Origin of the sequence: Rhodovulum sp. DZ06, from assembly GCF_050586345.1 — a bacterium.
Lineage (GTDB): Bacteria > Pseudomonadota > Alphaproteobacteria > Rhodobacterales > Rhodobacteraceae > JBOCEF01.
In genome coordinates, this window is record NZ_JBOCEF010000012.1 from 36,540 (window position 1) to 61,441 (window position 24,902).

General features: G+C 72.5%; 21 protein-coding genes, 1 tRNA gene and 1 riboswitch. Of the genes, 10 read left to right on the top strand and 12 right to left on the bottom strand.

Features of this window, described 5'->3' with window-relative positions; translation table 11 throughout:
* Positions 1 to 125: 125 nt before the first annotated feature.
* The 3 genes from ACQ5SO_RS07730 to ACQ5SO_RS07740 form a co-directional block, all read right to left on the bottom strand.
* Positions 126 to 296, bottom strand: a complete 171-nt coding sequence (locus tag ACQ5SO_RS07730; RefSeq protein WP_430941007.1) for a peptidase M23 — start codon at positions 294 to 296, stop codon at positions 126 to 128.
* Positions 293 to 784 carry a hypothetical protein gene (locus ACQ5SO_RS07735; RefSeq protein WP_430941008.1) on the bottom strand — a complete coding sequence of 164 codons (492 nt, stop codon included), beginning with the start codon at positions 782 to 784 and terminating at the stop codon, positions 293 to 295. The genes ACQ5SO_RS07730 and ACQ5SO_RS07735 overlap by 4 nt, the downstream gene beginning before the upstream one ends.
* A gap of 195 nt (positions 785 to 979) precedes the next feature.
* A complete protein-coding gene (locus ACQ5SO_RS07740) occupies positions 980 to 2,236 on the bottom strand; it encodes an agmatinase family protein (RefSeq protein ID WP_430941009.1) in 1,257 nt (418 codons plus the stop codon).
* 62 nt (positions 2,237 to 2,298) lie between these two features.
* Between ACQ5SO_RS07740 and ACQ5SO_RS07745 the strand changes: the two genes are divergently transcribed.
* Positions 2,299 to 2,640 carry a DUF6678 family protein gene (locus ACQ5SO_RS07745; protein WP_430941010.1) on the top strand — a complete coding sequence of 114 codons (342 nt, stop codon included), beginning with the start codon at positions 2,299 to 2,301 and terminating at the stop codon, positions 2,638 to 2,640.
* A 4-nt stretch (positions 2,641 to 2,644) separates the two neighbouring features.
* Here ACQ5SO_RS07745 and ACQ5SO_RS07750 read toward each other — a convergent pair whose 3' ends face one another.
* The 3 genes from ACQ5SO_RS07750 to ACQ5SO_RS07760 form a co-directional block, all read right to left on the bottom strand.
* Positions 2,645 to 3,418, bottom strand: coding sequence for an ATP-binding cassette domain-containing protein (locus ACQ5SO_RS07750; RefSeq protein ID WP_430941011.1), 774 nt, complete (start codon positions 3,416 to 3,418; stop codon positions 2,645 to 2,647).
* On the bottom strand, positions 3,415 to 4,227 hold the full coding sequence (locus ACQ5SO_RS07755) for an ABC transporter permease (RefSeq protein ID WP_430941012.1): 813 nt from the start codon (positions 4,225 to 4,227) through the stop codon (positions 3,415 to 3,417). The genes ACQ5SO_RS07750 and ACQ5SO_RS07755 overlap by 4 nt, the downstream gene beginning before the upstream one ends.
* A gap of 222 nt (positions 4,228 to 4,449) precedes the next feature.
* Complete coding sequence (locus tag ACQ5SO_RS07760) at positions 4,450 to 5,511, bottom strand: putative urea ABC transporter substrate-binding protein (RefSeq protein ID WP_430941013.1); 1,062 nt, start codon at positions 5,509 to 5,511, stop codon at positions 4,450 to 4,452.
* Between the two features lie 92 nt (positions 5,512 to 5,603).
* A riboswitch (guanidine-I (ykkC/yxkD leader) is annotated at positions 5,604 to 5,729 on the bottom strand.
* 791 nt (positions 5,730 to 6,520) lie between these two features.
* Between ACQ5SO_RS07760 and ACQ5SO_RS07765 the strand changes: the two genes are divergently transcribed.
* Positions 6,521 to 7,669, top strand: a complete 1,149-nt coding sequence (locus ACQ5SO_RS07765; protein ID WP_430941014.1) for a muconate/chloromuconate family cycloisomerase — start codon at positions 6,521 to 6,523, stop codon at positions 7,667 to 7,669.
* 231 nt (positions 7,670 to 7,900) lie between these two features.
* Here the strand turns inward: ACQ5SO_RS07765 and ACQ5SO_RS07770 are convergent, their stop codons facing one another.
* Both ACQ5SO_RS07770 and ACQ5SO_RS07775 read right to left on the bottom strand, forming a co-directional pair.
* The gene (locus tag ACQ5SO_RS07770) at positions 7,901 to 8,800 is read right to left on the bottom strand and encodes a LysR family transcriptional regulator (protein ID WP_430941015.1); all 900 of its coding nucleotides are present in this window, start codon (positions 8,798 to 8,800) and stop codon (positions 7,901 to 7,903) included.
* 193 nt (positions 8,801 to 8,993) lie between these two features.
* Positions 8,994 to 9,869, bottom strand: coding sequence for a dioxygenase (locus ACQ5SO_RS07775; RefSeq protein ID WP_430941016.1), 876 nt, complete (start codon positions 9,867 to 9,869; stop codon positions 8,994 to 8,996).
* A gap of 678 nt (positions 9,870 to 10,547) precedes the next feature.
* Between ACQ5SO_RS07775 and ACQ5SO_RS07780 the strand changes: the two genes are divergently transcribed.
* A complete protein-coding gene (locus ACQ5SO_RS07780; RefSeq protein ID WP_430941056.1) occupies positions 10,548 to 11,435 on the top strand; it encodes an alpha/beta fold hydrolase in 888 nt (295 codons plus the stop codon).
* A gap of 32 nt (positions 11,436 to 11,467) precedes the next feature.
* Here the strand turns inward: ACQ5SO_RS07780 and ACQ5SO_RS07785 are convergent, their stop codons facing one another.
* Positions 11,468 to 11,956 carry an Lrp/AsnC family transcriptional regulator gene (locus ACQ5SO_RS07785; protein WP_430941017.1) on the bottom strand — a complete coding sequence of 163 codons (489 nt, stop codon included), beginning with the start codon at positions 11,954 to 11,956 and terminating at the stop codon, positions 11,468 to 11,470.
* 112 nt (positions 11,957 to 12,068) lie between these two features.
* On the opposite strand from ACQ5SO_RS07785, the gene putA reads away from it, so the two are divergent.
* Positions 12,069 to 15,536, top strand: a complete 3,468-nt coding sequence (gene putA / locus ACQ5SO_RS07790) for a bifunctional proline dehydrogenase/L-glutamate gamma-semialdehyde dehydrogenase PutA (protein ID WP_430941018.1) — start codon at positions 12,069 to 12,071, stop codon at positions 15,534 to 15,536.
* Between the two features lie 80 nt (positions 15,537 to 15,616).
* On the opposite strand, the gene ACQ5SO_RS07795 is transcribed toward putA, so the two are convergent.
* From ACQ5SO_RS07795 to recJ, 3 genes are all read right to left on the bottom strand, one after another.
* Positions 15,617 to 16,162, bottom strand: coding sequence for a carboxymuconolactone decarboxylase family protein (locus tag ACQ5SO_RS07795; RefSeq protein WP_430941019.1), 546 nt, complete (start codon positions 16,160 to 16,162; stop codon positions 15,617 to 15,619).
* Between the two features lie 243 nt (positions 16,163 to 16,405).
* Positions 16,406 to 16,481: transfer RNA gene (locus ACQ5SO_RS07800), tRNA-Glu, on the bottom strand.
* Between the two features lie 158 nt (positions 16,482 to 16,639).
* A complete protein-coding gene (gene recJ / locus ACQ5SO_RS07805; RefSeq protein ID WP_430941020.1) occupies positions 16,640 to 18,415 on the bottom strand; it encodes a single-stranded-DNA-specific exonuclease RecJ in 1,776 nt (591 codons plus the stop codon).
* A gap of 237 nt (positions 18,416 to 18,652) precedes the next feature.
* Here recJ and infC point away from each other — a divergent pair, with 237 nt between their 5' ends.
* The 6 genes from infC to ACQ5SO_RS07835 all read left to right on the top strand — a co-directional run bounded on the left by infC (position 18,653) and on the right by ACQ5SO_RS07835 (position 24,840).
* Entirely contained in the window at positions 18,653 to 19,234 is a 582-nt protein-coding gene (infC, locus tag ACQ5SO_RS07810) for a translation initiation factor IF-3 (protein WP_430941021.1), read from the top strand.
* 226 nt (positions 19,235 to 19,460) lie between these two features.
* A complete protein-coding gene (locus ACQ5SO_RS07815) occupies positions 19,461 to 20,714 on the top strand; it encodes a cytochrome P450 (protein WP_430941022.1) in 1,254 nt (417 codons plus the stop codon).
* 22 nt (positions 20,715 to 20,736) lie between these two features.
* Entirely contained in the window at positions 20,737 to 21,249 is a 513-nt protein-coding gene (locus ACQ5SO_RS07820) for a MarR family winged helix-turn-helix transcriptional regulator (protein WP_430941023.1), read from the top strand.
* A gap of 164 nt (positions 21,250 to 21,413) precedes the next feature.
* Positions 21,414 to 22,406, top strand: a complete 993-nt coding sequence (locus ACQ5SO_RS07825; protein ID WP_430941024.1) for a DMT family transporter — start codon at positions 21,414 to 21,416, stop codon at positions 22,404 to 22,406.
* A 152-nt stretch (positions 22,407 to 22,558) separates the two neighbouring features.
* On the top strand, positions 22,559 to 23,944 hold the full coding sequence (locus ACQ5SO_RS07830) for an MATE family efflux transporter (RefSeq protein WP_430941025.1): 1,386 nt from the start codon (positions 22,559 to 22,561) through the stop codon (positions 23,942 to 23,944).
* Positions 23,941 to 24,840, top strand: a complete 900-nt coding sequence (locus ACQ5SO_RS07835; protein WP_430941026.1) for a lysophospholipid acyltransferase family protein — start codon at positions 23,941 to 23,943, stop codon at positions 24,838 to 24,840. The genes ACQ5SO_RS07830 and ACQ5SO_RS07835 overlap by 4 nt, the downstream gene beginning before the upstream one ends.
* Positions 24,841 to 24,902: the final 62 nt, after the last annotated feature.

Sequence of the window (24,902 nt, forward strand, 5' to 3'; positions counted from 1 at the left end):
ATCCAGGCAGGGGCCTTGTCCCCGCTGAAACGCGGAAGGGCGCGGCCGGGAAACCGGCCGCGCCCTTTCCTTTGCCGCGGGGCGGCGTTTTCGCCTGTCCCCGCCTGTCCCTCTCGGTCCGTCCTTCAGCGCCGCCAGTAGGCGACCGCGCCCATGACCATGGCCAGCAGCGCCAGCGAGGCGAGGATCGCGCCCGGCCCGGCCTCGGCCCCGTGCGGGTGCATGTGGGCGCCGTCATGGGCCAGCGCGGGGGCGGCGGAAAGGATGGCGGCGGCGGTTGCGGCGAGGGTCTTCATGCTTCGATCTCCTGTTTGCGTGCGTAAAGAAAGTCCCGGATGTCGAGGACGGATTTCTCGTCCATCGACACGTAGACGAGGCCTATGTTGGTCCGCTCCTGCACCATCTCGCCCGGGAACGGAAGGTAGCTGAGCTCGCGCGAGCCGAAGGAGGGGGAGGCCGTGCCGACCTGCCAGTCGGTCTTCAGCTCCACGTCCACCAGCTTCAGCGCCTTCGCGCCGCCCTTGCCGGGACGCTCGAACGGAACGCCGGCGAGCTTGAGGTAGCTGGTCTTGTCCTTGGCGGACAGGAACCCCTCGATGAACTGGGTGGCGAGGACCTGCAGGTCCGCCGCCTCGTCCGCGTGGTGCATGTGCGAATGCAGGTGGTCCGGGTGGGCGTGGTTGTGGCCATGGCCGCCATGGGGATGGTCGTGGCCGTGGTGATGGTGATGGCCGTGGTCATGGCCATGGTGATGATGGCCGTCCGGCCCGTGTTCATGCGGCATGAGACGCTCCGATCAGCGAAAGAAGGGCTGCGCCCGACCCTGGGTGGGCGCAGCGGAACGTGGAAGGCAGGGGGCGCGCGTCAAGGCCCGCGCCGAGGGCGGCATGGCGCGCGACGTCGCCATTGCGCCCTCCCGGGGGGAGGGTCGGGCGCAGCCCGGCCTGCGGCCGGGCGATCCCGCTGGAATTCGCCCGCCTCATCGCTTGTTCGACCAGCGATGGCCCTCGAATTCCCCGTGGGGGAACTGCACCGGCTTGTCGATGTGCTTCTTGTGCGCGCCCATCTTGCCGTTCGACACCATGGCCCCGAGCACGTCCACGATCACCCGCGTGCCCATCAGCGCGGTGATGTCCGAGGTGTCGTAGGGGGGCGAGACCTCGACCAGCTCCATCCCGCACAGGCCTTCCGCGGCGACCTTCGAGGCCAGCGCCAGCGCCTCGCGCGGCAGGAACCCGCCCGGCTCGGGCCAGCCGGTGCCGGGGACGAAGCCGCAGTCGATGCTGTCGATGTCGAAGGACATGTAGACCATGTCCACCCCGTCCCAGGCCATCTCCAGCGCCATCTCGGCGGTCTTGTCGACGCCCATCCGCTCCATGTCGCCCATGGTGATGATGTTGGTCTCGCGCTCGCGCGCCACCTTCACCGCCTCGCGCGGGACCTGCCAGCCGCCGATGCCGATCTGCACGAGGTTCTTGGCCGGAACATTGGGCATGTTGGTGGCGTGGAACCAGGGCGTGGTGTGCATCCGCTCGTCGAGATCCTTCTCCTGGATGTCGGCGTGGCGGTCGAAATGGACGATGCCGATCTTCTTCGAGGTGACGTCGGCGATGCCCTTCACGCACGGGTAGCCGATGGAGTGGTCGCCGCCGATCATGATCGGGAAGGAGCCCGAGGAGGCCACGTGGCTCACCGCCCGGCTGATCTGGTCGAACGACTTCTCGATATTCGCCGGGATGGTGAACACGTCGCCAGCATCGCAGAGCGTCATCTGCTCGCGCAGATCGACGCCGAGCTCGTAGTTGTAGGGGGTGTAGAGGGCGCTGATCTTGCGCACCCCCTGCGGGCCGAAGCGGGTGCCGGGCCGGTAGGTGGTGCCGCCGTCGAAGGGGATGCCGAGGACGGTGGCGTCGTAGTGGCCGACCTCCAGCACGTCCTCGGCATAGGGCGCCTTCAGGAACGTGTTGATGCCCGCGAAATGGGGAAGCTCGCCGCGGGCGAAGGTGGGGATCGACTTGTCCTCGATGCTGGCCGCCCCGGTCAGGCCCATGCGCAGCGCCCAGCGGCGCTCCTCGTCCCAGCGGCCCTCGGGCAGCTCGCCCTCCTTCTGCATCGCCTTCCAGCCGGCGAGCTTGGTCAGGTCCGGGTGGTGGCGGCGCAGGCGGCGGTCCTCCAGCGCCTTCGCCTGGTCCGAGGGATGGTGCGAGCGGGTGCGCTCCTGAGAGAACGGAAACATCGGAGACCCCTTGGTCAGTTGTGATAGCCTGCACCGCCGGTGGGCGACGTCGGAGGCGCGGGATGGATGATCAGGATTTGCGGCCGGTCATGAACCGCACGAAGTGGGATGAGCTGCGGCTTGCGATGTGTGCGCTCGGCGGTCCGCCCTACAGAACCATGGCCACGAACGGGCATTACGCCCCCATTGATCGCGAGTGGGTCCATCACTTCCGCTGTCCCGGCGCGAAAGGCGGCTGGTACGGCTACTGCCGCCATGTCGACATCTTCGCCAGCGAGGTGGCGGGCGTGGAAGAGATCCGCGCCGCCCTCGCCGCGATCCATGTCCCCGGCGCGCGGATCGAGAACGGCTGGCGCGTTTACGGCTGGACCGGTCCGGGACAGGACGTGGACTGGATCGCGTGACGGCTCAGGCGACATCCCGCTCTCCGATATTGTCGAACGCATCGCGCGGCTGGAACGGGATGCCCCCGTCGCGCGCGTTGAAGTCGTAGGTGATGGTGGCGCCCCAGGCGTTGGGGTCGTGAGGGTCCCAGCGGGGCTTGTCGAAGACCAGCACCCGGTCGCCGAGCTTGAACCCCTCTTCCAGGTCATGGGTGACCATGAACACGGTCATCGCGGTCTCGCCGCGCAGCTCGACCAGGAAGTCATGCATCGCGAGGCGCGTGCCCGGGTCGAGCGCGCCGAAGGGCTCGTCCAGCAAGAGGATCCGCGGGCGGGCGGTCAGCGCCTGGCCGATGGCGAGGCGCTGCTGCATCCCGCCCGAGAGCGTCGCGGGGTAGGCGCCCGCGACATGGGACAGGCCGATGCGCTCGAGGGTCTCGTCCGCCCGCGCCAGCGCGGCGCGGCGGGCGGCGCGGCCAAGGAAGCCGAGCCGGGTCTTGAACGCCTCGGCGGCCACGATGTTCTCGCGCACCGTCATGTGCGGGAAGACGGAGTAGCGCTGGAACACCACGCCCCGCTCGGGGTTCGGTTCCTGCGCCGGTTCGCCGCCGTCGATGCGGATCTCGCCCTTCGTGGGCCGTTCCTCGGCCAGCAGCAGCCGCAGGAAGGTGGACTTGCCGCAGCCCGAAGCCCCGACGATGGAGACGAACTCGCCTTCGTCGACGTCCAGGTTCACCCGTTCCAGGATGGGCCGCCCGTCATAGGACTGCCAGATGTCGCGCACGCTCACGAAGCTCATAGCCCGGCCTCCATCCACGGAAACGCCTTGCGCGACAGGGTCTTGAGCGCGAGGTCGACCAGGAAGGCCAGCAAGGTGATCCAGATGACGTAGGTCAGGATCACGTCCATGGCGAGGTAGCGGCGCACGAGGAAGATGCGGTAGCCGAGGCCCACGTCGGACGCGACCGCCTCCGCCGCGATCAGGAACAGCCAGGCCGAGCCGAGCGAGAGCCGCACGGCGGAGATGAGGCGCGGCAGAAGCTGGGGCAGGGCGACGCGGATGGCGATGACCAGCGACGTGGCCCCCAGCGTCTGCGCCTTGACGATCTGCTCATGCGGGATGTCGAGGACGCGCTGCGAGAGGTCCCGGATCATGAACGGGGTCACGCCCACGGCGATGAGGACGATCTTGGAGGCCTCGCCCAGCCCGAACACGATGAAGAGGATCGGCAGCAGCGCCAGCGGCGGCACCATCGAGAGGACGTTGACGAAGGCGTTCCACTTGGCCCGCGCATAGGGAACCAGCCCGATGGCCAGCCCGAAGAGCAGCGAGATCAGCGCCGCCGCGCCCACGCCGAAGGCCAGCCGCTCGAGGCTCGCCGCGGTGTCGGCCCAGAGAAGCACGGTCTTCGAGCGCCGGTCGGGCTCGGTGAAGATGCGCTCGGCGGTCTCGAGGATGGTCGAGGGCGCGGGCAGCAGCTTGTCCGCCGGGTTCTCGGCCAGCCGGATGTCCGAGCCGACCTGGTAGGCGATCAGCACCGCCAGGAACGGGAGCGCCCCCAGCAGCACGGCCGCGCGGCGGGATGGTCTGCGGTTGATCAGGCGCATGGGGCCTCCGGGGGCGGGCTGCGGAACGGGCGGACACGGGGGGCGCCGGGCCGGGGCGGCGCGGGCAGGGGGCGCGCGGCGGGGCGCGCCGGGGCCGGGGGCGCGTGTCGCGGCCGCCGGGCCGCCCATGGGAAGCGGCGCGGCCCGGCGGCCCGGGCCGCGCGCGGGGCGGAGGGAAGGTCCCCCCGGGCGCGGCCCTCTCCCCCCAGCGGGGTCGCGGGATCAGAGGGCGCCGTCGGCGGCCATCTGCATGTAGGTGGCGTCGAAGCGGAACTTCACGTTGTTCGCGTCGCCGGTGACGGTCCCGTCGGGGTAGGCAACGCCGATGAAATCGGCCGAGGGCGCGCCGACGCCGAGGATGCCCTTGTCGAACAGGAACTCGGCCACCGTGACCATGGTCCTGGGCAGATCCGCGCTCTCGGCCTGCGCCACCGCGGCGGCGGGGTCGAAGAAGAGCTCGGTCGCCGCCATCTGCGCCTTGTAGCCGGCAAGGTCCGTGCCCGAGGCCTCGGCCATCGCGGTCAGCGCGGCCTCGTCCCCGGCCTGCATCAGCCCCATCACCTCGTACCAGGCGCCGGCCAGCGCCTTGCCGAAGGCGGGGTTGTCGGCCAGCGTCCCGGTGTTCACCACCAGCAGGTCCAGGATCTCCCCGGGGATCTGCGAGCTGTCGAACACCTTGGTCGCCTTCGGATCCTCGAGGATCTCGGCCACCAGCGGGTTCCAGGTGACGACGGCTTCCACGTCCGCGGTCTGGAAGGCGGCGATCATGTCGGCGTCCGAGGTATTGATGACGCCGCCGAGGTCGCTCTCCTCCAGCCCCACGGTGTCGAGCCCGCGCGCCAGCAGGTAGTGGGAGACCGAAAGCTCCACCAGGTTGACCGGCTTGCCCTTGAGGTCGGCGAGGCCGCCCTCCTTCACGATCACCGCGTCATTGCCGTTGGAATAGTCGCCGATGATCAGCGCGGTGGTGTCCACGCCGCCGCCCGCGGGGATCGAGAGCGTGTCCATGTTGGTCGCGGTCACGCCGTCGAAGGCGCCCGCGGCGTACTGGTTGATGGACTCCACGTAGTCGTTGATCTGCACGATCTCGACGTCGATGCCGTACTTGTCGGCCCACTTGTCCATGATCCCGCTGTCTTCCAGGTAGCCCCAGGGCATCCAGCCGACATAGATCGACCAGGCGATGCGGAACTCGGTCTTCTCCTCGGCCATCGCCGGGGCGCCCCCGAGGGCGGTGGAGAGCAGTAGCGCGCCGAGCGCCGCGGACAGGATCGGTTTGGACATCGTGTTCCCCGTTGCGTTCCGCCGCGGTCTGAGGATGCCGAACAGCCCGCTTGCGGAACATGGAGAAAGAGCGCGGGTCGACCGTCGCAGTGCTCTCCCGGGATTTTGGCCCGCCGTGTGCCCGCGCCGGAATTTGCCGGGCGGGTGACGCTTCTCGGACCAGGCCTCACCCCGGCGGCACGGTTGGCGGGGTGAGCGGAACCCTAAGCGTCCTGCCCGTTCAGGGAAGCGATTCGGGCCGCTGGAAACAAGGGTTTCGCGAAACCGCCGGGCGGAAAAACAGGCGTTTCGCCCCGGGCGCCCAATTGCGCGCCGCTTTTTCGCCGCATGTGCGCCCTTTGTGTGCAGATGCGAAGGGCCGGTCGGGGCGAGGGGCGGCGCCGCGGCGCACATGACGGCGCGCACGGGGGCGCAGAAGGCGGCGCGTGCGGGGGGCGGAAGGTGGCGCGCACGGGGGGCGGAAGGTGGCGCGCACGGTGGGCGCAGGAGGTGGCGCGCACGGGGGCGCAGAAGGCGGGGCGCGCGGGGCGCGGTCGGTTCGGGCGGCGCGCTGGGCCGCCCGTCGCGGCAAGGGCCCGCGGCCAGGTCCGGTCCCGGGGGGCGGGCGGGACCTGGCCGCGGGCGGTCGGGGCGGCGGGCCGTGGCGTGCCGACCGCTCCGTCGCCGGGCGCCGCGCCCGACGGGGCGGTCGGGCGACGGCGCGCGAGCAGGGGGGCTGGCCGCCGATGCAGGGGGGAGTGACGTCCAAGTCCCTCGGCGTGCTCGCCGCTGAATTCTGCGAGAAGCTCTGCGGATTCTCAAGAGGAGTTTGGTGAATACGCTGTGCAGGTCTTCCGGTATTCTTGAATTCTTCAGATCCGCTGCAGACCGCTTGCGCCGCCTCGCCCGCGTCGCGCCCCCGGCGTCGCCCGCGGGTATCGGATGAGATCGCCCGGGTATTTGCCCCGCCCGCGCCCGCCCGGGCATTCTGGCGCCCGATCCCTATCCCCTGCCTGAAGGCGCGCCCCACGTGACCAGCATCGACCGCATCGAGACCATCCTCGTCGACCTCCCCACGATCCGCGGCCACGTGCTGTCGATGACCACGATGACCGTGCAGTCCATCGTGCTGGTGCGGGTCCTGTTCTCGGACGGCTCGGAGGGGCTGGGCGAGGGGACATCGATCGGCGGCATGTCCTACGGGGCCGAAAGCCCCGAGAGCATCAAGACCGCCGTCGACGCCTATATCGCGCCGGCGCTTGTCGGGCGCCCGGCGGACGAGGTCGCGGGCGCCGCGGCGCTGATGGGCAAGGTGGTGCGCGGCAATCCCATCGCCCGCTGCGCGGTGGAGACCGCGCTCTGGGACGGGCTGGCGCGGCGGCTCGGAACCCCGCTGCACCGCCTGTTCGGGGGCGCGATGCGCCGCGCCATCCCCTGCGCCTGGACCCTCGCCTCGGGCCGCTCCGAGACGGATGCGGAAGAGGCGCTGGAGATGCTGGAGACCCGGCGCCACGACATCTTCAAGCTCAAGATCGGCAAGCGCCCGGTGCGCGAGGACGTGGCCCATGTCGCGGCCATCGCCCGGGCGGTGGAGGGGCGGGCCTCGATCCGCGTCGACGTCAACCAGGCCTGGTCGCGCCACGACGCCCGCTGGGGCCTGCGCGGGCTGCAGGAGATCGGCTGCGACCTCGTGGAGCAGCCCATCGCCGCCGGGGACCGCGACGGCATGGCCGCGCTGACCGCGGGCTACGAGATCGCGGTGATGGCGGACGAGGCGCTGCAGGGGCCTGCCGACGCGATGGCCGTCTGCGCCGCGGGGGCGGCGGATGTGCTGGCGGTGAAGATCGCGCAGTCGGGCGGCCTCGCCCCCGCGGCCGCGGTCTGCGCCATGGGCCGGGCCGCGGGGCTGGGCCTTTACGGCGGCACGATGCTCGAGGCCGGGGTGGGCACGGCGGCTGCGCTGCACCTGTTCTCCGCGCAGCCCGGGCTGGCCTGGGGCTGCGAGCTGTTCGGCCCGCTCTTGATGCGCGAGGAGATCCTGCAAACGCCGCTGGTCTACCGCGATTTCGCCGTGCACCTGCCCGAGGGGGACGGGATCGGCGTGGCCCTCGACATGGAGGCGGTGAACCGTTTCCGCCGCGACCGGACCGGGGGCATGACCCGCGCCGCGGGGGCCTGAGGGGCGCCCAGGCCCGCCGCAAGCGCCGCCGCGCCCCGCGCGGCCGGGCGGACGAGCGGGGGCGTCACGCCCCCCGAGGACGGCCGTCCGCCCCCGCCCTCAACCGGCGATCCGCCCGCTCGGCGAGGGGACAAGCCCCCCGCACGCGCGGGCGGAGGCGACGGCTGCGCCGCCGCCGGGCGCGCGCCTTCCTTTGCTGCGCTCCGCCGACCCGCTCAGGCGCCGTTCCGCTCAGCCGTGCGCCGTCTTCAGCACCCGCCGCGCCACCTGCTGGGCGATGGTCAGGAACGCCTTCACGTGGACGCCCTGCTCATCGAGGCGGCTGTTCACCGACAGCGCCGTCTGGCGCAGCTTCTGGGCGATGGGGTGGAACCGGATCCCGTGCCGCTGCGCCGAGCCGACCGAGCGCGGCACGATGCACACCCCCTCGCCGATCGCCACCAGGCTCAGCGCCGTCTGCAGGTCCATGGTGAAGGCCCGCTTCGCGATCTCCACCCCGTGCTCGGCGCAGGCGTCGATCACGAAATCGGCGTAGGACGGCCGCGGATATTCGGGGTAGAGCAGGAAGGTCTGGTCCGCGAGCGCCGAGAGATCCGCCGAGGGCCCGAGATCGAGCGTGTCCGGCGCCGCCAGCACCAGCGGCTCGTCCTGCAGCCGCCGGGTGGAGAACTCGGCGTCCTCCAGCGCCGGGCGCGCGAAGGCCACGTCGATCTCGCGCGCCACCAGCGCCCGCTGCAGGCGCGCATTGTTCATCGGCGAAAGGCTCAGCTCCACGTCCGGATGCCCGGCGCGGAAGCTCTTGATGATCGTCGGCAGGATCCCGTAGGTGGCCGAGCCGACGAAGCCGATCCGAAGCCGCCCCTCGGCCCCCTCGCCGATGCGCCGGATCTCGCGCCGCGCATCCTCGATCTGCGCCAGGATGGCCCGGGCGCGCACCAGCAGCCGCTCGCCCGCCTGGGTCAGGGTCACCGCGTTGCGGCCGCGGTTGAACAGGACCGCGCCGAGCTCCTCCTCGAACTGCTTGATCTGGCGCGAGAGCGGCGGCTGCGCCATGCCGAGCCGCCCGGCGGCGCGGCCGAAATGCAGCTCCTCGGCCACCGCCACGAAATAGCGCAGCTGCTTGACGTTCATGGGCCGGGTCCTTGCGAAGGGCGCGCGCTGAAGGGGCGGGCGGGGCGTCATCGAACCGCCGCCCGCCCACCGGGGCAAGACGAAAAAGCCCCCGGCGCCGGGGGCGACGGGGGCGCGGGCGGGGCCGTGCAGGCGGGCCGCGCCGCGTGGAGGCCGCGCGACGCACGGGAGCGGCGCGCGCGGCCCCGAGGCCTCACTCGGCGGCGAGCGTCTCCGCCGCCGCCGCGGGGGCCAGCACGAAGTCGAAGGTCACGTGCAGGTCGGTCCCGTGCTCGGGGGCCGCTTTCTCGAACCTGGCGATCAGGCTCTCCTTCACCGCGAAGACCGAGTCGTTGTCGATGTAATCCGACTCCGAGTCGAAGACCTGGCTGACCAGCGTCCCGAAGCCCTCCTTCTCCAGCAGGAAATGGATGTGCCCGGGGCGCATCGGGTGGTGGCCCATGGCGTGGATCAGCTCGCCCGCGGTCTCGTCCTCGGGGATCGGGTAGGGCGCGGGGCGCAGCGCGCGGAAGGCGTAGCGCCCTTCGGCATCGGTCATGTAGCGGCCGCGCAGGTTGTAGTCGGGCTGCTCGGGGTCGTGGTTTTCATAGAGGCCGTTCGGCGCGTCCTCCCAGATGTCCACGAGGACGCCCTCGATCGGGTTCCCGTCGGTGTCGCGGATCACGCCCTCGACCAGCACCGTCTCCTGCCCCTCGAAATCCTTCAGCACGCAGGAGGCGCCGTTGGGAAGGACCGGCGGGTTCTCGCGGTAGAACGGCCCGAGGACGGTGCTCTCGGATTCGCCGTCGCGCACGGGGCGGGTGAGCATGTCGACCAGCACCTCGACCCCGAGGATGTCGCCCAGCAGGATGAATTCCTGCCGCTTGTCGCTGCACAGCGCGCCCGCGCGGCCGAGATAGTCGCAGGCGTAGAGGAACTCGGAATGCTGCAGCTTCACGTCCTTGCAGAAGGCGTGCAGGTGCTTGACGAGGCTGGCCATCACCTCCTGCTGGCGCGGGGTCTGTTCGCCGTGCCTGCCCATCGAGGCGAGCACGATGTCGGTGACGTTGTCGATGGTGACGTTGCGCATGGGGCGGTCCTCCTCCCGCGGGGTCCGTGCGGCGGCCCCGGTTGCTTCCCTGGCGGTGGTCGGCGGCGCGGCGGTGGTCGGCGGCGCGGCCTCGGCGGCATATTGATCGGCGCGGCGGGGCGGGGCCAATGCCCGGCGCGGTATCGCTCCATACTCCGGGCGGCAGGGCGGGGCGGCGGACGGGCGGGACTGGGGCCGGGGCCGGGCGCCGCCCGCCGGGCGGTATCGGCCCATACCGCGAAAGGTATTGGAACCGCGCCGCCGCCGCTGCACCCTGCGCCTCCGCGCGGCGGACCGCGCCGGAACGGCCCCGCGGGACGCGGGAAAGGAGACCCGATGATCGCCAAGCTCGACGCCATGCGGTGGCGCCTCGACGCAACGCCCCACCTCGTGCGCCTCGGGCGCCTGTTCTCGGACACCGTGCTGCTGCGGGTGGACGGGGACGAATTCTACCTGACCTTCGAGAAGGGCCGCCTCGTCGACGCGACCCCGGGCCCGAGCCGCAAGACGCCGTGGCGCTTCGCCTTTTCAACGGATGCCGCGGCGCTGGAAGCGTTCTGGCAGGCCGCCCCCGCGCCGGGCTTCCACGACATCTTCGGGCTGGTGAAGATCGGCCGCGGGTCGATCGACGGCGACATCCTGGCGCTGGTCAAGAACCTGCGCTTCTTCAAGGAATTCATGGCGCTGGGCCGCGAACCGGCCCCCGCCGCCGCCCCGGCGCCCGCGCCGCAGGGGATCGAGCCGATCACGGGGCGCTACGTGCACCTCACCCTCTCGGGCCGTCCGCACCGGGTCTATTTCGAGGAGGCCGGGCAGGGCCGCCCGGTCCTCTGCCTGCACACCGCCGGCGCCCATACCGGCCAGTGGCGCGCGCAGATGAACGACGCGGAGATCACCGACAGCCACCGCCTGATCGCCTTCGACATGCCCTGGCACGGCAAATCCCTGCCGCCCGAGGGCTGGGAGACGGAAGAATACCTTCTCACCACCGAGGCCTATATCGAGACGGTCCTCGCCATGGTCGACGCGCTGGGCCTCGAGAAGCCGATCCTCGCGGGGGTGTCCATGGGCGGGCGCATCGCGCTGCAGCTCGCCGCCCTGCACCCGGAGAAATTCTCGGGCTTCATCGCCATCGAGGCGTCGGATTTCCAGCCCGCCTGGTACGATATCGACTGGTTCCACCGCCCCGATGCGCATGGGGGCGAGATGGGCGCCGCCCTCGTCTCGGCCAACATCACCCCCCACGCGCCGGGCGCCGACCGCTGGGCGACGCAGTGGATGTTCATGCAATCCGGCCCCGGCGTGTTCCGCGGCGACCTGAGCTTTTACACGCGGGATGACAGCCTGATCGGGCGCCTCGGGGCCATCGACACGTCGAAAACCCCCGTCCACATCATCGTCGGCGCCTATGACCTGACCTGCACGCCCGAGGACGCGCAGCGCACCGCGGACGCCATCGACGGCGCGACCATCGCGGTCATGGACGAAGTCGGCCACTTCCCGATGTCCGAGCACCCCGAGGGGTTCCGGCCTTTCTTCCTGGACGCCCTCGCCCGCATGGGCTGAGGGGAGGCGGGCGGGCCTCGCTCAGGCCCGCCTCACTCCGGCCCGCCGGGCCCGATCTCGTCCTTCACCTGCTCCATCACCACGTGGGTCGAGGTGCTGGACACGTGGGGCATGGCCGAGACCACCTCTCCCATGACCCGCCGGTATTCGTCGATATCGCGGGTGCGGACCTTCAGCAGGTAATCGAAGGCCCCGGCGATCATGTGGCATTCCACGATCGCCGGGGCCGCCATCGCCGCGTCGCGGAACGCCTTCAGCGCAGGCTCGCGCGTGTCCGACAGGCGCACCTCCACGAAGGTCACCCGGCCGCGGCCCATCTTCGCCCAGTTCAGCCGCGCGCCGTAGCCCTGGATGAAGCCCGCCTTCTCCAGCCGCTTCACCCGCGCCAGCACCGGCGTCTTGCTCAGCCCCGCGCGCCGGGCAAGCTCGGTCATCGAGATCCGCCCGTCCGCCGCCAGCTCCCGCAGGATCGCGCGGTCCGCACGGTCGAGGCCGTTCTCGTCATATCGTCCATCATCCATGCTCAAATCGCTCCGGTCGGACTGCGGATCGGGCGGGAATGGTCTGATCGTCCGCCCGGCCTGCTGTACCATGGGCCGAGCCGCAATTCACCAGCCCCGAAAGCGCCCCGCCATGAGCACCGCCGCCCATATCTCCCGCCTGTTCGCCGCCATCGAGGCCGGCAAGCGCGCCCCCGAGGGGCCGCTGCTGGCCGATCTCGCCCGCGTCGCCGCCTTGCCCGCGGCCGAGCGCGCCGCCATCTCGGCCGACGGCGCCGGGCTGGTGCGGGACATTCGCTCTTCGGCGAAACCGGGGCTGATGGAGGTGTTCCTCGCCGAATACGGCCTCTCGACCGATGAGGGGATCGCGCTGATGTGCCTCGCGGAGGCGCTGCTGCGCGTCCCGGACGCCGAGACGGTGGATGAGCTGATCGAGGACAAGATCGCCCCCTCGGACTGGGGCCGCCATCTCGGGCATTCCGCCTCGCCGCTGGTCAACGGGTCGACCTGGGCGCTGATGCTGACGGGGCGCGTGCTGGACGAGGGCGGGCAGGGGATCGCGGGGCGTCTGCGCGGCGCCGTGAAGCGCCTCGGGGAGCCTGTCATCCGCGCCGCCGTGCAGCGCGCGATGAAGGAGATGGGCCGCCAGTTCGTCCTCGGCGAGAGCATCGAGGCCGCCATGGACCGCGGCCGCACGCGTGAGGGGCAGGGCTACACCCACTCCTTCGACATGCTGGGCGAGGCGGCGATGACCCATGCCGACGCCGCGCGCTACATGGACGCCTACCAGCGCGCCATCGCCGCCATCGCCAAGCGCTGCAAGGGGGATGACCCGCGCCGCAACCCGGGCATCTCGGTCAAGCTCTCGGCCCTGTTTCCCCGCTACGAGGTGGCGCAGGAGGAGGCGGCGCTGGCGGCCCTCGTCCCCGCGCTCGGCGCCCTCGCCCGCCAGGCGGCCGAGGCAGGCATGGGGCTGTCGGTGGACGCCGAGGAGGCGGACCGGCTGGTCCTGTCGCTCAAGGTGATCGAGGGCGTGCTGTCCGATCCCGCGCTGGAGGGGTGGGACGGTTTCGGCGTCGTCGTGCAGGCCTACGGGCGCCGCGCCCTGCCGGTGATCGACTGGCTGCACGCGCTGGCGGACAAGCTCGACCGCCGCATCGCCGTGCGGCTGGTGAAGGGCGCCTACTGGGACACCGAGATCAAGCGCGCCCAGGTCGAGGGCCTGGAGGATTTCCCCGTCTTCACCCGCAAGCAGGCCACGGATGTCAGCTATATCGCCTGCGCCCGCCGCCTGCTGGACCGGCGCGGCCGGATCTACCCCCAGTTCGCCACCCACAACGCCCATACCGTCGCCGCCGTGCTGCGCATGGCCGGGGGCGTCGAGGGCTACGAGTTCCAGCGCCTGCACGGGATGGGCGAGCGGCTGCATGACATCATCGTCCAGCGCCGCAAGGCCGCCTGCCGCATCTACGCCCCGGTGGGGGCGCATCGCGAGCTGCTGGCCTATCTCGTCCGCCGCCTGCTGGAGAACGGCGCCAATTCCAGCTTCGTGAACCAGATCGTGGACGAGGGCGTCGCGCCCGAGACCATCGCCGCCTGTCCCTTCGCCGCCCTTGAAGGCATGGCCGACGCGCATCCGCTGATCCCGACGGGGCCGGAGCTGTTCGGGCCTTCGCGGCGCAACTCGGCCGGGTTCGACCTGTCGGACGCCCCCACGCTGGCCCGCATCGACGCGGCGCGGGCGGCCGAGATCCCCTCCGCCGGGCCGATCCTCGCCGCCGAGGCCGCGCCCGGCCCGCTGCGCCCGGTCCTCAGCCCCATCGACGGGCACGTGGTGGCCGAGGTCGAGGAGGCGGGCCCCGAGGCCGCCGCCGCGGCCCTCGCCGCCGCCCGCCCCTGGACCGCCCCGCCCGAGGCGCGCGCCGCGGTCCTGCGCGCCGCCGCCGACCTCTACGAGGCCCAGTACGGCCCCCTCTTCGCCGCGCTGGCGGACGAGGCCGGGAAGACGCTGATGGACGCCGTGGCCGAGCTGCGCGAGGCGGTGGACTTCCTGCGCTTCTATGCGAACGGCGCCGACGCGACGCCGCCGCGCGGGGTCTTCACCTGCATCAGCCCCTGGAACTTCCCGCTGGCGATCTTCACCGGGCAGGTGGCCGCGGCGCTCGCCACCGGCAACGCGGTGCTGGCCAAACCCGCCCCGCAGACGCCGCTGGTGGCCGCCATGGCCGTGCGCCTGCTGCACGAGGCCGGGGTGCCGCGCCATGCCCTCCAGCTGCTGCCGGGCGGCGGCGCGGTCGGCGCCGCGCTGACCTCGGACGCGCGCGTGGACGGCGTGGCCTTCACCGGCTCGACCGAGACCGCCAGGCGCATCCAGGCGGCGATGGCCGAACACCTCGCCCCCGGCGCGCCGCTGATCGCCGAGACGGGGGGCCTCAACGCCATGATCGTCGACAGCACCGCGCTGCCCGAACAGGCGGTGCGGGACATCATCGCCTCGGCCTTCCAGTCGGCGGGCCAGCGCTGCTCGGCCCTGCGCTGCCTCTACGTGCAGGAGGACGTCGCGAAGCCGCTGACCGAGATGATCCTCGGCGCCATGGATGCGCTCAGCGTCGGGGACCCATGGAAGCTCTCCACGGATGTGGGCCCGGTGATCGACCAGGCGGCGCGCGAGGGGATCGAGGCGCATGTCGCCGCGGCCGAGGCCGAGGGGCGGCTGATCCGGCGGCTGGAGGCGCCCGCGCAGGGCAGCTTCACCGGCCCGGCGCTGATCCGGGTGAACGGCATTGAAGACATCGGGCGCGAGGTGTTCGGCCCGGTCCTGCACATCGCCGCCTTCAAGGCGGGCGAGGTGGACGCGGTGATCGACGCGGTGAATGGCGCCGGCTACGGGCTGACCTTCGGGCTGCACAGCCGCATCGACGCGCGGGTGCAGCAGGTGGCGGACCGGGTCGAGGCCGGGAATGTCTACGTCAACCGCAACCAGGTCGGCGCGGTCGTCGAATCGCAGCCCTTCGGCGGCGAGGGTCTCTCCGGCACCGGGCCGAAGGCGGGCGGGCCGAACTACCTCGCGCGCTTCCGCCGCCCCGAGGCGCGCGTGGTCTCGGCGTCCTGGGAGGCGCCGGCGGACGCGGCTGCGGTGCAGGCGGCGCTGGACGCCGCGGCGGGGCAGGGCCGCCCGGTTCCGGCGCGCGAGATGCCGGGGCCGACGGGCGAATCGAACCGGCTGCGGATGGTCCCGCGGGCGCCGGTCCTGTGCCTCGGGCCCGGCCGCGCGGCGGCGGAGGCGCAGGCGCAGGCCGTGCGCGCCCTCGGCGGCGCGGCGGCCGTGGCGCCGGGGGGCGTGGATGCGGCGGCCCTGCGGGCGCTGACCGGCCTCTCGGGCGTGCTGTGGTGGGGCGATGCGGAGGCGGCGCGGGGCTACGCGGCGGCGCTCGCGGCGCGCTCCGGCCCGATCCTGCCGCTGATATGCGCGGCGCCGGACCTGGGCCACGTGATGCAGGAGCGGCACCTGTGCGTGGACACCACCGCCTCGGGCGGCAACGCGCAGCTGCTGGCCGCGGCGGGCGCCGCCGACGTGGCCGAGGGCGCCGAGGCGGCCTGACCCCCGGCGCCTTGCCATGCGAAACGCCCCGCCGGTCCTCCCGGCGGGGCGTTCTGCGTTTTTGGCGGCGGGCGGCGGGTTCAGAGCGGCAGCGGCGCCTTGGCCAGCCCCTCGGCCACGTCATCGTCGATCGGCGTCTCGTAGGTCATCAGCAGGTACCCGAGCACCGAGTAGAAGCCGACCGTGGCGATCAGGTCGATCACCGCTTCGCGCCCGATGGCCTCGGCCAGCTCGGCCTCCTGTTCCAGCGACAGGCGCTTGTGGTCGAAGAGCGCGTCGACCGCGCGGGCGATCAGCCCGTCCTCGCCCTCGGGCATCCCCTTCAGCGCCGCGATGCGCGCGTCGTCCCAGCCGAGCAGCCGCGCGCGGTGGACATGGTGCCCCCATTCATAGGGCGAGCCCATCCGGTAGGCGGCGCGCAGGATCACCACCTCGGACCGGTCGGGCCCGAGGGCGGATTTCTTCACCACGTGGTCGCGCAGCGGCGCCCAGGCCCGCAGCAGGTCCGGGTGATGCGCCATGGTGCGGTAGACGTTGAGGGCCGTGGCGAAGCCGCCCTGCAGCTCGGCGGCGGCTTCGGGCCAGTCGGCGTCCTGGATCGGCGGGCAGGGGGATGCGTCGGTCATGGGCTGGGGCCTCTGGCTCGTGACGGGAGCGCGCAGAAGAGCAAGCGCCGCGCCCCGGCGCAAGCGGCGCCGCGGCGGCGGGGCGCAGGCCGGCCCATCGCGGGCCCGGAGCTGCGCTCCGCCGCCCGCATCCGGCCCGCCCTGCTCCCCTTGCGGGCGCTTGCGGCGGGGGGGGCGCAAAACGAAGAACGCCTCCCGCGCGGTGCGCGGGAGGCGTTCTGCGGTCTTTCAACCGCCGTACAGTGGTACGCCCAACGGGACTCGAACCCGTGTTTTCGCCGTGAAAGGGCGACGTCCTAGACCGCTAGACGATGGGCGCTCGCTGTGCGGTGAGAGGGCTTCTACAGACCCGCGCTCGGGGGCGCAAGAGGGGGCGGCGCAGTTTTTTCCAACTTTTTTCAGCGGCCCGCAGGGCGGCGCCGAACCCCGCCGCGCGGAGGCCTTCCGCGTCCCGCGGGGACCCGAATTCAAGGCCCCTCAAGCGGGCGCGGCGGCGTCCTCGATCCGCAGGCGCGCGCGCCGCCGCCCGCCCCAGTCGTCGATCTCGAGCCGCCCGGCGACATGCACCGGCGCGCCGGCGCGGGACTGCAGGAAATCGCCCAAGGGGCCTTCGAAGGCGCGGAAGCAGGCGGCGTCGAGCCGCGCGCCCCCGCGGGCGGCGTCGGAGAGCGTCACGCCGATATGCGCCTCGCCCATCCGCCGCGTGTGGACCACGTGGGCGGCGGGAATCGCGAAGCGCGGGGCCGGGGCCGCGGCGCCCCAGGGCCCGGCCTGGTCGACCTGCGCCACCAGGTCCAGCGTCGCGCCGCCGGGGCCGACGGCGCCGTCGATCCGCAGGTCCCGCGGGCCGCCCTTGCCGGCGCCCTGCTTGCCGAGCCGCTCGGAGAGGGCCGCCATCGCCTCCTCCAGCTTCTCGGCCGCCACGGTCAGCCCCGCGGCCATCTTGTGCCCGCCGCCCTTGAGCAGCAGCCCCTCGCGCGCCAGCGCGGCGATGTCGGTGCCGAGGTCCACGCCTTCGACCGAGCGGCCCGAGCCCTTGCCCTCGCCCGCCGCGTCGATGCCGATGACCACGGCGGGGCGGTGGAACGCCTCCTTGAGGCGGGAGGCGACGATGCCCACCACGCCCGGGTGCCAGCCTTCCCCCGCGGCCCAGACCAGCGGGCCGTCGGCGCCCCGTTCCTCGGCCTGCGCGGTGGCGGCGGCGAGGACCTCCGCCTCGATCCGCCGCCGCTCGTCATTGTAGCCGTCGAGGAGGGCGGCGATCTCCGCCGCCTCGCGCGCGTCGTCGGTGGACAGGAGCCGCGCGCCGAGATCGGCCTGGCCCACGCGCCCCCCGGCATTGATCCGCGGGCCGAGGAGGAAGCCGAGATGGAAGGCGGCGGGCGGCGAGGTCAGCCGCGCCGCGTCCGACAGCGCCGCCAGCCCCGGCGTGCCGCGCCGCGCCATCACCTTCAGCCCGGTGCGCACGATGGCGCGGTTGAGCCCGGTCAGCGGCGCCACGTCCGCCACCGTGGCCAGCGCCGCGAATTCCAGCAGCGGCATCAGGTCGGGCGCCTTGCCCCCCTTCGCCCGCAGAACCCGGTTCGCCGCCACCAGCAGCAGGAACGCCATCGCCGCGGCGCAGAGCTGGCTCAGCGTCCCGCTTTCATCCTGCCGGTTGGGGTTCACCACCGCGCTCGCCGGGGGCAGGGTCTCGCCGCCAAGATGGTGATCGATCACCATCACCTCGGCCCCCGCGGCGACGGCGGCCGCGATCGGCTCGTGGCTGAGCGTCCCGCAATCGAGGCAGATGATCAGGTCGGCGCGCCTGGCCAGCGCCTCCATCGCCGGGATGTTGGGGCCGTAGCCCTCGTCGATCCGGTCGGGGATGTGCAGCGCCGGGTCGATCCCCTGCGCGCGCAGCCAGCGGATCATGATCGCGGCCGAGGCCGCCCCGTCCACGTCGTAATCCGAGAACAGCGCCACGCGCCGCCGCCCCGTCACCGCCGCGGCCAGCGTCTCGGCCGCCTTGTCCATGTCGCGCAGCACCGAGGGGTCGGGCATCAGGTCCCGCAGCGTGGGTTCCAGGTAGGCCGCGGCCTCCTCCGCCGCCACGCCGCGGGCGGCGAGGATGCGGCCCAGGATCTCGGGCAGCCCCGTCGCCTGCGCGATGGCGAGGCCGCGGCGTTCGATCTCCGGGTCCGGGCCGACCCAGCGGCGGCCGGTGACGGAGCGGTCTACGTTCAGGAAGGCGTTCTGGGCTGTCTGGAGCATGGCCGACCTGATACCCCAGCCGGGGGGCGGTTGGAAATGGCCGCGTCGTCCCCATAAGCGTCCGGCCCCGCGCCGTCGCCGCGCCGCCGCCGGGCGGGAACGGGGCGCGACTCAGCGACGCGCATCACGCTTGAACTTGACGCGCCGCGGAGTATTCTTACAGAGGGTCCGTCGCCCGGCCATCCGGCTGTCCGCGGCGGCCCGCCTTCCCGCATCACACGCCTGTTCTTCGATGCGGTGAGTTTCCCGTCAGTTGCAGAGGACCAGAAAGCCATCGCCAGACGCCCGCATCACGCTCCGCCCGTCCGAGACACCGGCCCGCGCGTCAATGACCGCATCCGCGCGACCGAAATCCGTCTGATCGACCACGAAGGCGAAAACCGTGGGGTCGTCACCCCCGGCGACGCCATGCGCCTGGCCGAATCCGTCGGGCTCGACCTGGTGGAGATTTCGCCGACCGCAAAGCCGCCCGTGTGCAAGATCATGGACTTCGGCAAGTTCAAGTATGAACAGCAAAAGAAGGCGGCCGAGGCGAAGAAGAAGCAGAAGGTCATCGAGATCAAGGAGGTCAAGTTCCGTCCGAACATCGATAGTCACGACTATGGTGTGAAGATGAAGAACGTGACCCGGTTCCTCGAGGACGGCGACAAGGTCAAGGTCACCCTGCGGTTCCGCGGGCGCGAGATGGCGCACCAGGAGCTCGGGCGCGACCTGCTCAACCGCATCGCCGGCGACACGACCGAGCTGGGCAAGGTCGAATCCATGCCCAAGATGGAAGGCCGCCAGATGATCATGGTGATCGCGCCCCGCGCGTCCTGATCCATCGGCGCCGCCGCGCAGATCCAAGGGCCGCTCCCCCGCCGGGGAGCGGCCCTTTCGCGTGCCCGCCCCCCCGCCCTGCAATTCAGTTGAAGTTTCAACGCGAATCCCGCAGGCTGTCCGTCGGTTGAAACTTCAACCGCGCGCGACGGGCAGGGAGGCCCCCGCGCAGGGGCGCGCGCCGCGCAAGACGGCCCGCCCCGGTCCATGCCGAGGGAGGAAGCGCATGACCGTCGACACAGACGCCGCCGCCGCCGAAGAGCTCATCGCCGGGCACATCCCCGCCGCCGCCCACCCGGAGCTGCCGGACTGGGACGTGGACCCCTATGACGAGGACCTGCTGCGCGACCCCTTCGCCTATTACGCCGCCCTGCGCGACAAGGGCCCGGTGGTGCGCCTGTCGCGCTACGGCGCCCTCGCCGTCGGGCGGTTCGAGCAGACCCGCGAGGTGTTCTCGGACCACGCCCGGTTCCTCAGCTCCCGCGGCGTCGGGCTCGACGATTTCAAGCTCAGCAAACCCTGGCGTCCGCCCTCGATCATCCTCGAGGTCGACCCGCCCGAGCACACCCGCGCCCGCCGCGTCATGGCGAAGGCGATGTCGCCGCTGGTGGCGAGGGCGCTCGCCGCCGATTTCCGCGCCAGCGCCGACGCGCTGGTCGAGGCGGCGCTGGGGCAGGGCCGGATCGAGGCGGTGACCGAATTCGCCGAGGCCTTCCCGACCGAGGTCTTCCCCCGCGCCGTCGGCATGACCGACCCGGACCGGCGCAAGCTGATCGACTACGGCGCCATGGTGTTCAACTCCATCGGCCCCGACAACGCCCTGCGCCGCCGGGCGGGGGGGCTGCTGCCCGAGATCGCGCCCTGGATCGCCGCCTCCTGCTCGCGCGAGCGGCTGACGCCGGGGGGCATGGGCGACGCGGTCTATTCCGCCGCCGACGCGGGCGAGATCACCCATGAAGAGGCCGGGCTGCTGGTCCGCTCCTTCCTCTCGGCCGGGGTCGACACCACCGTCACCGGCATCGGCAACGCGCTGTGGTGCTTCGCGCAGAACCCCGACCAGTGGGCGGCGCTGAAGGCGGACCCGTCGCTGGTCCGCCCGGCGATCGAGGAGGCGCTGCGCCTCACCTCGCCCGTCCACACCTTCTGCCGCACCGCCGGGCAGGACACCGAGATCGCCGGCATCCCGGTGCGCGAGGGGACCAAGATCCTCTGCGTCCTCGGCGCCGCCAACACCGACCCGGAGAAATGGGAGGACCCGATGGCCTTCCGCGTGGATCGCCGCCCGGTCGGGCATCTCGCCTTCGGCGTCGGCATCCATGGCTGCGTCGGGCAGACCGTGGCGCGGGCCGAGCTGGAGGCCGTGCTCTCGGCGCTCCTCGCCCGCGTGGACCGGATCGAGCCGGATGGCGAAGCGGTCTGGCGGCCCAACAACGCCATGCGCGCGCTCGACCGCCTGCCGCTGCGCCTGGTCCCGCGCTGAGGAAAGGGGCGCCGTCGCCGCCATGTCCGAACCGATCCCGCGCCCCTCCCGCGCCGTCCTGCCCAGGAAAGACCGCCCGACCCTGACCGAGGGCGGGCGCGAGGCGCTGGACCTCGCGCGCTACGCGCCGTTCCTGCTCAACGCCGTCTCCAGCGCCTGGAACCGCGAGACCTCGGCCATCTACCGCGCCCGCTTCGGCTTCGGGATCGGCGAGTGGCGGGTGCTGGCGATGGTCGCGGTCGCCCCCGACATCCGCCAGCAGCGGATCTGCGCCGAGCTGCGGATGAACAAGAGCGCGGCGAGCCGCTCGCTGGCGCTGCTCAAGGACAAGGGCCTGCTGGAGGCCCATGGCGAGGCCCGCCGCGCGCTGTGGCGGCTTACGGATGAGGGCGCGCGGGTCCATGCCGAGGTGATGGAGATCGCGCTCGGCTGGGAGGCGAAGATGCTCGAGGGGGTGGCGCCGGAAGACCTCTCCACCTTCCTCGCGGTCATGGCGCGGATGCTGGAGAACCTGGAGCGCGGGGACGGAGACTGAGGCCCCCCCCTCCCGCCTCGCCGTCACGATCCGTGAAGGCCGGGGCCACGAACGCTCATGGCAAGGGGCGCCCGCAAGACTGGCGCGGCGCCCCCGCCGGGTGGTATCCGGGGAAATTCTAAGCCTGCCTTTGCATTTTCCCCGTTCAGCCGTCCGAGCCCTCCATGACCGATCCGATCAAGCGCGAAGATCTTCCCCAAGCGGCGCCCTTCGCGCCGGACGCCCCCGACGCCGCCGCCGCGCCGCTGGCGCGCCCCGGCCTCGGGATCGGCATCGCCCGGGTGCGCGAGATCGGCCAGCGCCTCGGCCCCGAAAGCTCGGGCATCGTGCTGATGCTCGCCGCCATCTTCCTCTTCACCGTCATGGACGCCTGCGCCAAGCACCTGGTGCAGACCCAGCCGCCGATGCAGGTGGTCTGGGCGCGCTATGCCAGCCAGACCTTCTGGGGCTTCCTCGTCTTCGCCCCCCGCCTGCGGACCCTGCTGAAGACCCGCAATTACGGGCTGCAGGCGCTGCGCTCGGGGCTCCTGTTCGGGGCGACCTTCTGCTTCTTCATGGCGCTCGAGGCGCTGCCCATCGCCGAGGCCATCGCGGTGTTCGAGGTCGCGCCCCTGTTCATCACCATCCTCGCGGTGCTGGTGCTGGGCGAACAGGTCGGCCCGCGCCGGATGATGGGCGTGGTGGCGGGCTTCGCGGGCGCGCTGATCATCATCCGCCCGGGGGCCGAGGTGTTCTCCTGGTCCTCGCTGCTGCCCATGGGCGCGGCCTTCTTCTACGCCGCCTATTCCATCGCCACGCGCTTCCTCGGCCCGTCCGAGAACCCGCTGACCTCGTTCCTCTACACGTCGCTGTTCGGGACCGTGGCGGCCACCTTCATCGTGCCGTTCTACTGGGCCACGCCCTCGGCCGGGAACGGGGCGCTGATGTTCGGCTTCGGCATCATCGGCGGGATCGGGCAGTACCTGATGATCCTGTCGCTCTCGCTCGCGCCCGCGTCGCTGCTGGCGCCGATCGGCTATGCGGGGCTGATCTTCGGCACCTTCTGGGGCTTCATGATCTTCGGCGAGACGCCGGACGGCTGGACCGTGGCGGGCGCGCTTGTGATCGTGGGCGCCGGTCTCTATGTCTGGGCGCGAGAGCGGCGACGCGGCGCCTGACGGGCCCGCCTCGCCGCCCCTCCCTTTCCGCGCCCCGCACAGGCGCCGCCCCGGGGCTGCCGGGGCCGCCTTCCGACCTTCGCACGCGCCGCCATCCCGCGGCGCGTCCGCTTCGCGCTTCGCCTCCGCTCCCTGATCCGAGGGTCTTCGCCATGACCGCCCCCGCAGCCCCGCTGTCCCAACCCCCCGTCGCGCCCCCCTCCGGGCCCCTTGTCGGGCGCGTGGCGGCCGAGCTCGCGAGCCTCGGGCGGCTGGCCTGGCCGGTGATGCTGTCGCGCGCGGCGATGCTGCTGCTGGTCAGCGTCGATTTCGCCATGGCGGGGCGGCATTCCACCGCCGCGCTGGGGGCGATCAGCCTCGGCTTCTCGGTGTTCATCCCGATCATGGTGGCGGGCGTGGGGCTGATGCTGGGCGTGGTCTCGGTCGCCGCCCGCCAGCACGGGGCGGAGGACCGGCGCGGCGCGGCGCAGACCTGGGCGCGAGGCATGCACCTGGCGCTGGCCTTCGGGCTGCTGGGCTGGGCGCTCTGCGCCGGGGCCGAGACGCTGCTCGGCTGGTTCGGCCATGCGCCCGAGCTCGCCGCTTCGGGCGGCGCGGCGGCGCGGGCGCTGGCGCCGGGGATCCCGGCGGTGCTGCTGTTCATGGCCTCGGCCTTCTACCTCGAAAGCGCGGGGCGCACGATGCCGGTGCTGGCGGCGATGGCGGCGGGGAACCTGCTGAACTTCGCCCTCAACGCCGCGATGATCCCGGGGATGGGGGCCGAGGGCGCGGCGCTGGCCTCCTCCCTCGCCCGCCTCGGCATGGCCGTGGGCCTGCTCCTCTGGGTGCTGCGCGACGCGGAGATCCGGGCGCTGGGGCGCAGCGCGTTCCAGCCCTGGGGGCCGGGCGGCTGGCGCGCGGCGGCGGAGGTCCGGGCGCTGGGCTTCGCCGGCGGCGCCTCGGGGTTCTTCGAGACGGTGGCCTTCGCGTCGCTGACCCAGGCCGCGGCGCTGCACGGGACCGGGGCCCTGGGCGCCTATTCCGTGGCCCATTCGATCGAGGCGATGGTGTTCATGACCGCCCTCGGCCTCGCCACCGCCGCCGGGGTCCGCGTCGGGTCCGAGGTCGGGCGCGGGCGCCCCGGGGCGGCGGCGCTGGCGGGGTGGACGGGCCTCGGGGCCGCGATGGGCCTGACCGGGGCGATCACCGCGACGCTGTGGCTTGTCTCGGGGCAGGTCGCGGCGATCTATACCGAGGACCCGGCGGTGATCGCCCGCGTCACCGCGGCCTTCGGCATCGTCGCCATCAGCCTCGTGTTCGACGCCGGGCAGGCGGTGATGGGCCAGCTGGTGCGCGCGCTGGGCGACACCTGGGCGGGGGCGGGGATCTTCTTCTTCGCCTTCTTCTGCGTGATGGCCCCGTCGGGCTGGTGGCTGGCGCTCGGCGCCGGGATGGGCGAGAAGGGGCTGTTCCTGGGCACCCTGATGGGCTGCGCCACGGCGGTGATCCTGCTGTCCTGGCGTTTCGCCCGCCTGCTTGAGCGGAGACGCAACGCATGACGCGCGCGACGAGGATGCAGCGGCTGCAATTCGCGGTCGAGATGGCGGCGGTCCGCGTCGCCACGGTCCTGACCGCGCCGCTCTCCGACGCCGCGCTGATCTCGCTCGCCGGGCGCATCGGGCGGCTGATCGGCCGGTACGTCCCCGCCGCCCGCAAGCGGGTCGAGGCGAACCTGAAGCTCGTCCGCCCCGACCTGACCGCGGCCGAGCGCGCGGAGATCGCCGCCGAGGCCGGGGCGTCGATGTGCATGTGGGGGGCGGAGTACATGCGCCTCGCGTCCCTCGCCGCCGACCCGTCGCTGCGCCATGTCGAGGGCGGGGAGCATGTCCGCGCGGCACGGGAAGCGGGCCGCCCGATCCTGTTCGTGACCGCCCATTTCGGGGGGTGGGAGTTCGTGCGTCTCGCCGCCCGCGACCTGGGGGTCGAGACCGGGATCCTCTACCGCGCCTTCAACAACCCGGATTTCGACGCCCATGCCCAGACGCTGATCAAGGCGGCGGGCGAGCCGGTGATGCACAAGGGCCGCCAGGGCTCGCGCGCGCTGCTGCGGCTGATCGGCAAGGGCGGGGCGGCGATGATCCTGGTGGACCAGCGCCAGACCGGCGCGCCGCTGGCGCCCTTCCTCGGGCGCTCGGCCGAAACCTCGACGGCGGTGGCGGAGCTGGCGAAACGCTCCGGCGCCGCGCTGATCCCGGCCTGCGCCGTGCGGGTGCAGCCGGGGGCGGAGTACCACGTGCGCTTCGAGGCGCCGGTCGAGGTCGGGGACCCGCTGGCGGCGATGGCCGAGGTCAACGCCCGCATCGGCGCCTGGGTCGAGGGGCGCCCGGGGCAATGGTTCTGGATGCATCGGCGCTGGCGGCTGTCGGCCGGGGTGACGGCGCCGGAAGACGCCTGAGGCGCGGCAGGCGCGCGAAACGGCGGGTGACAGGCGCGGCAGGCTGGGGCCGCGGCAGGCGG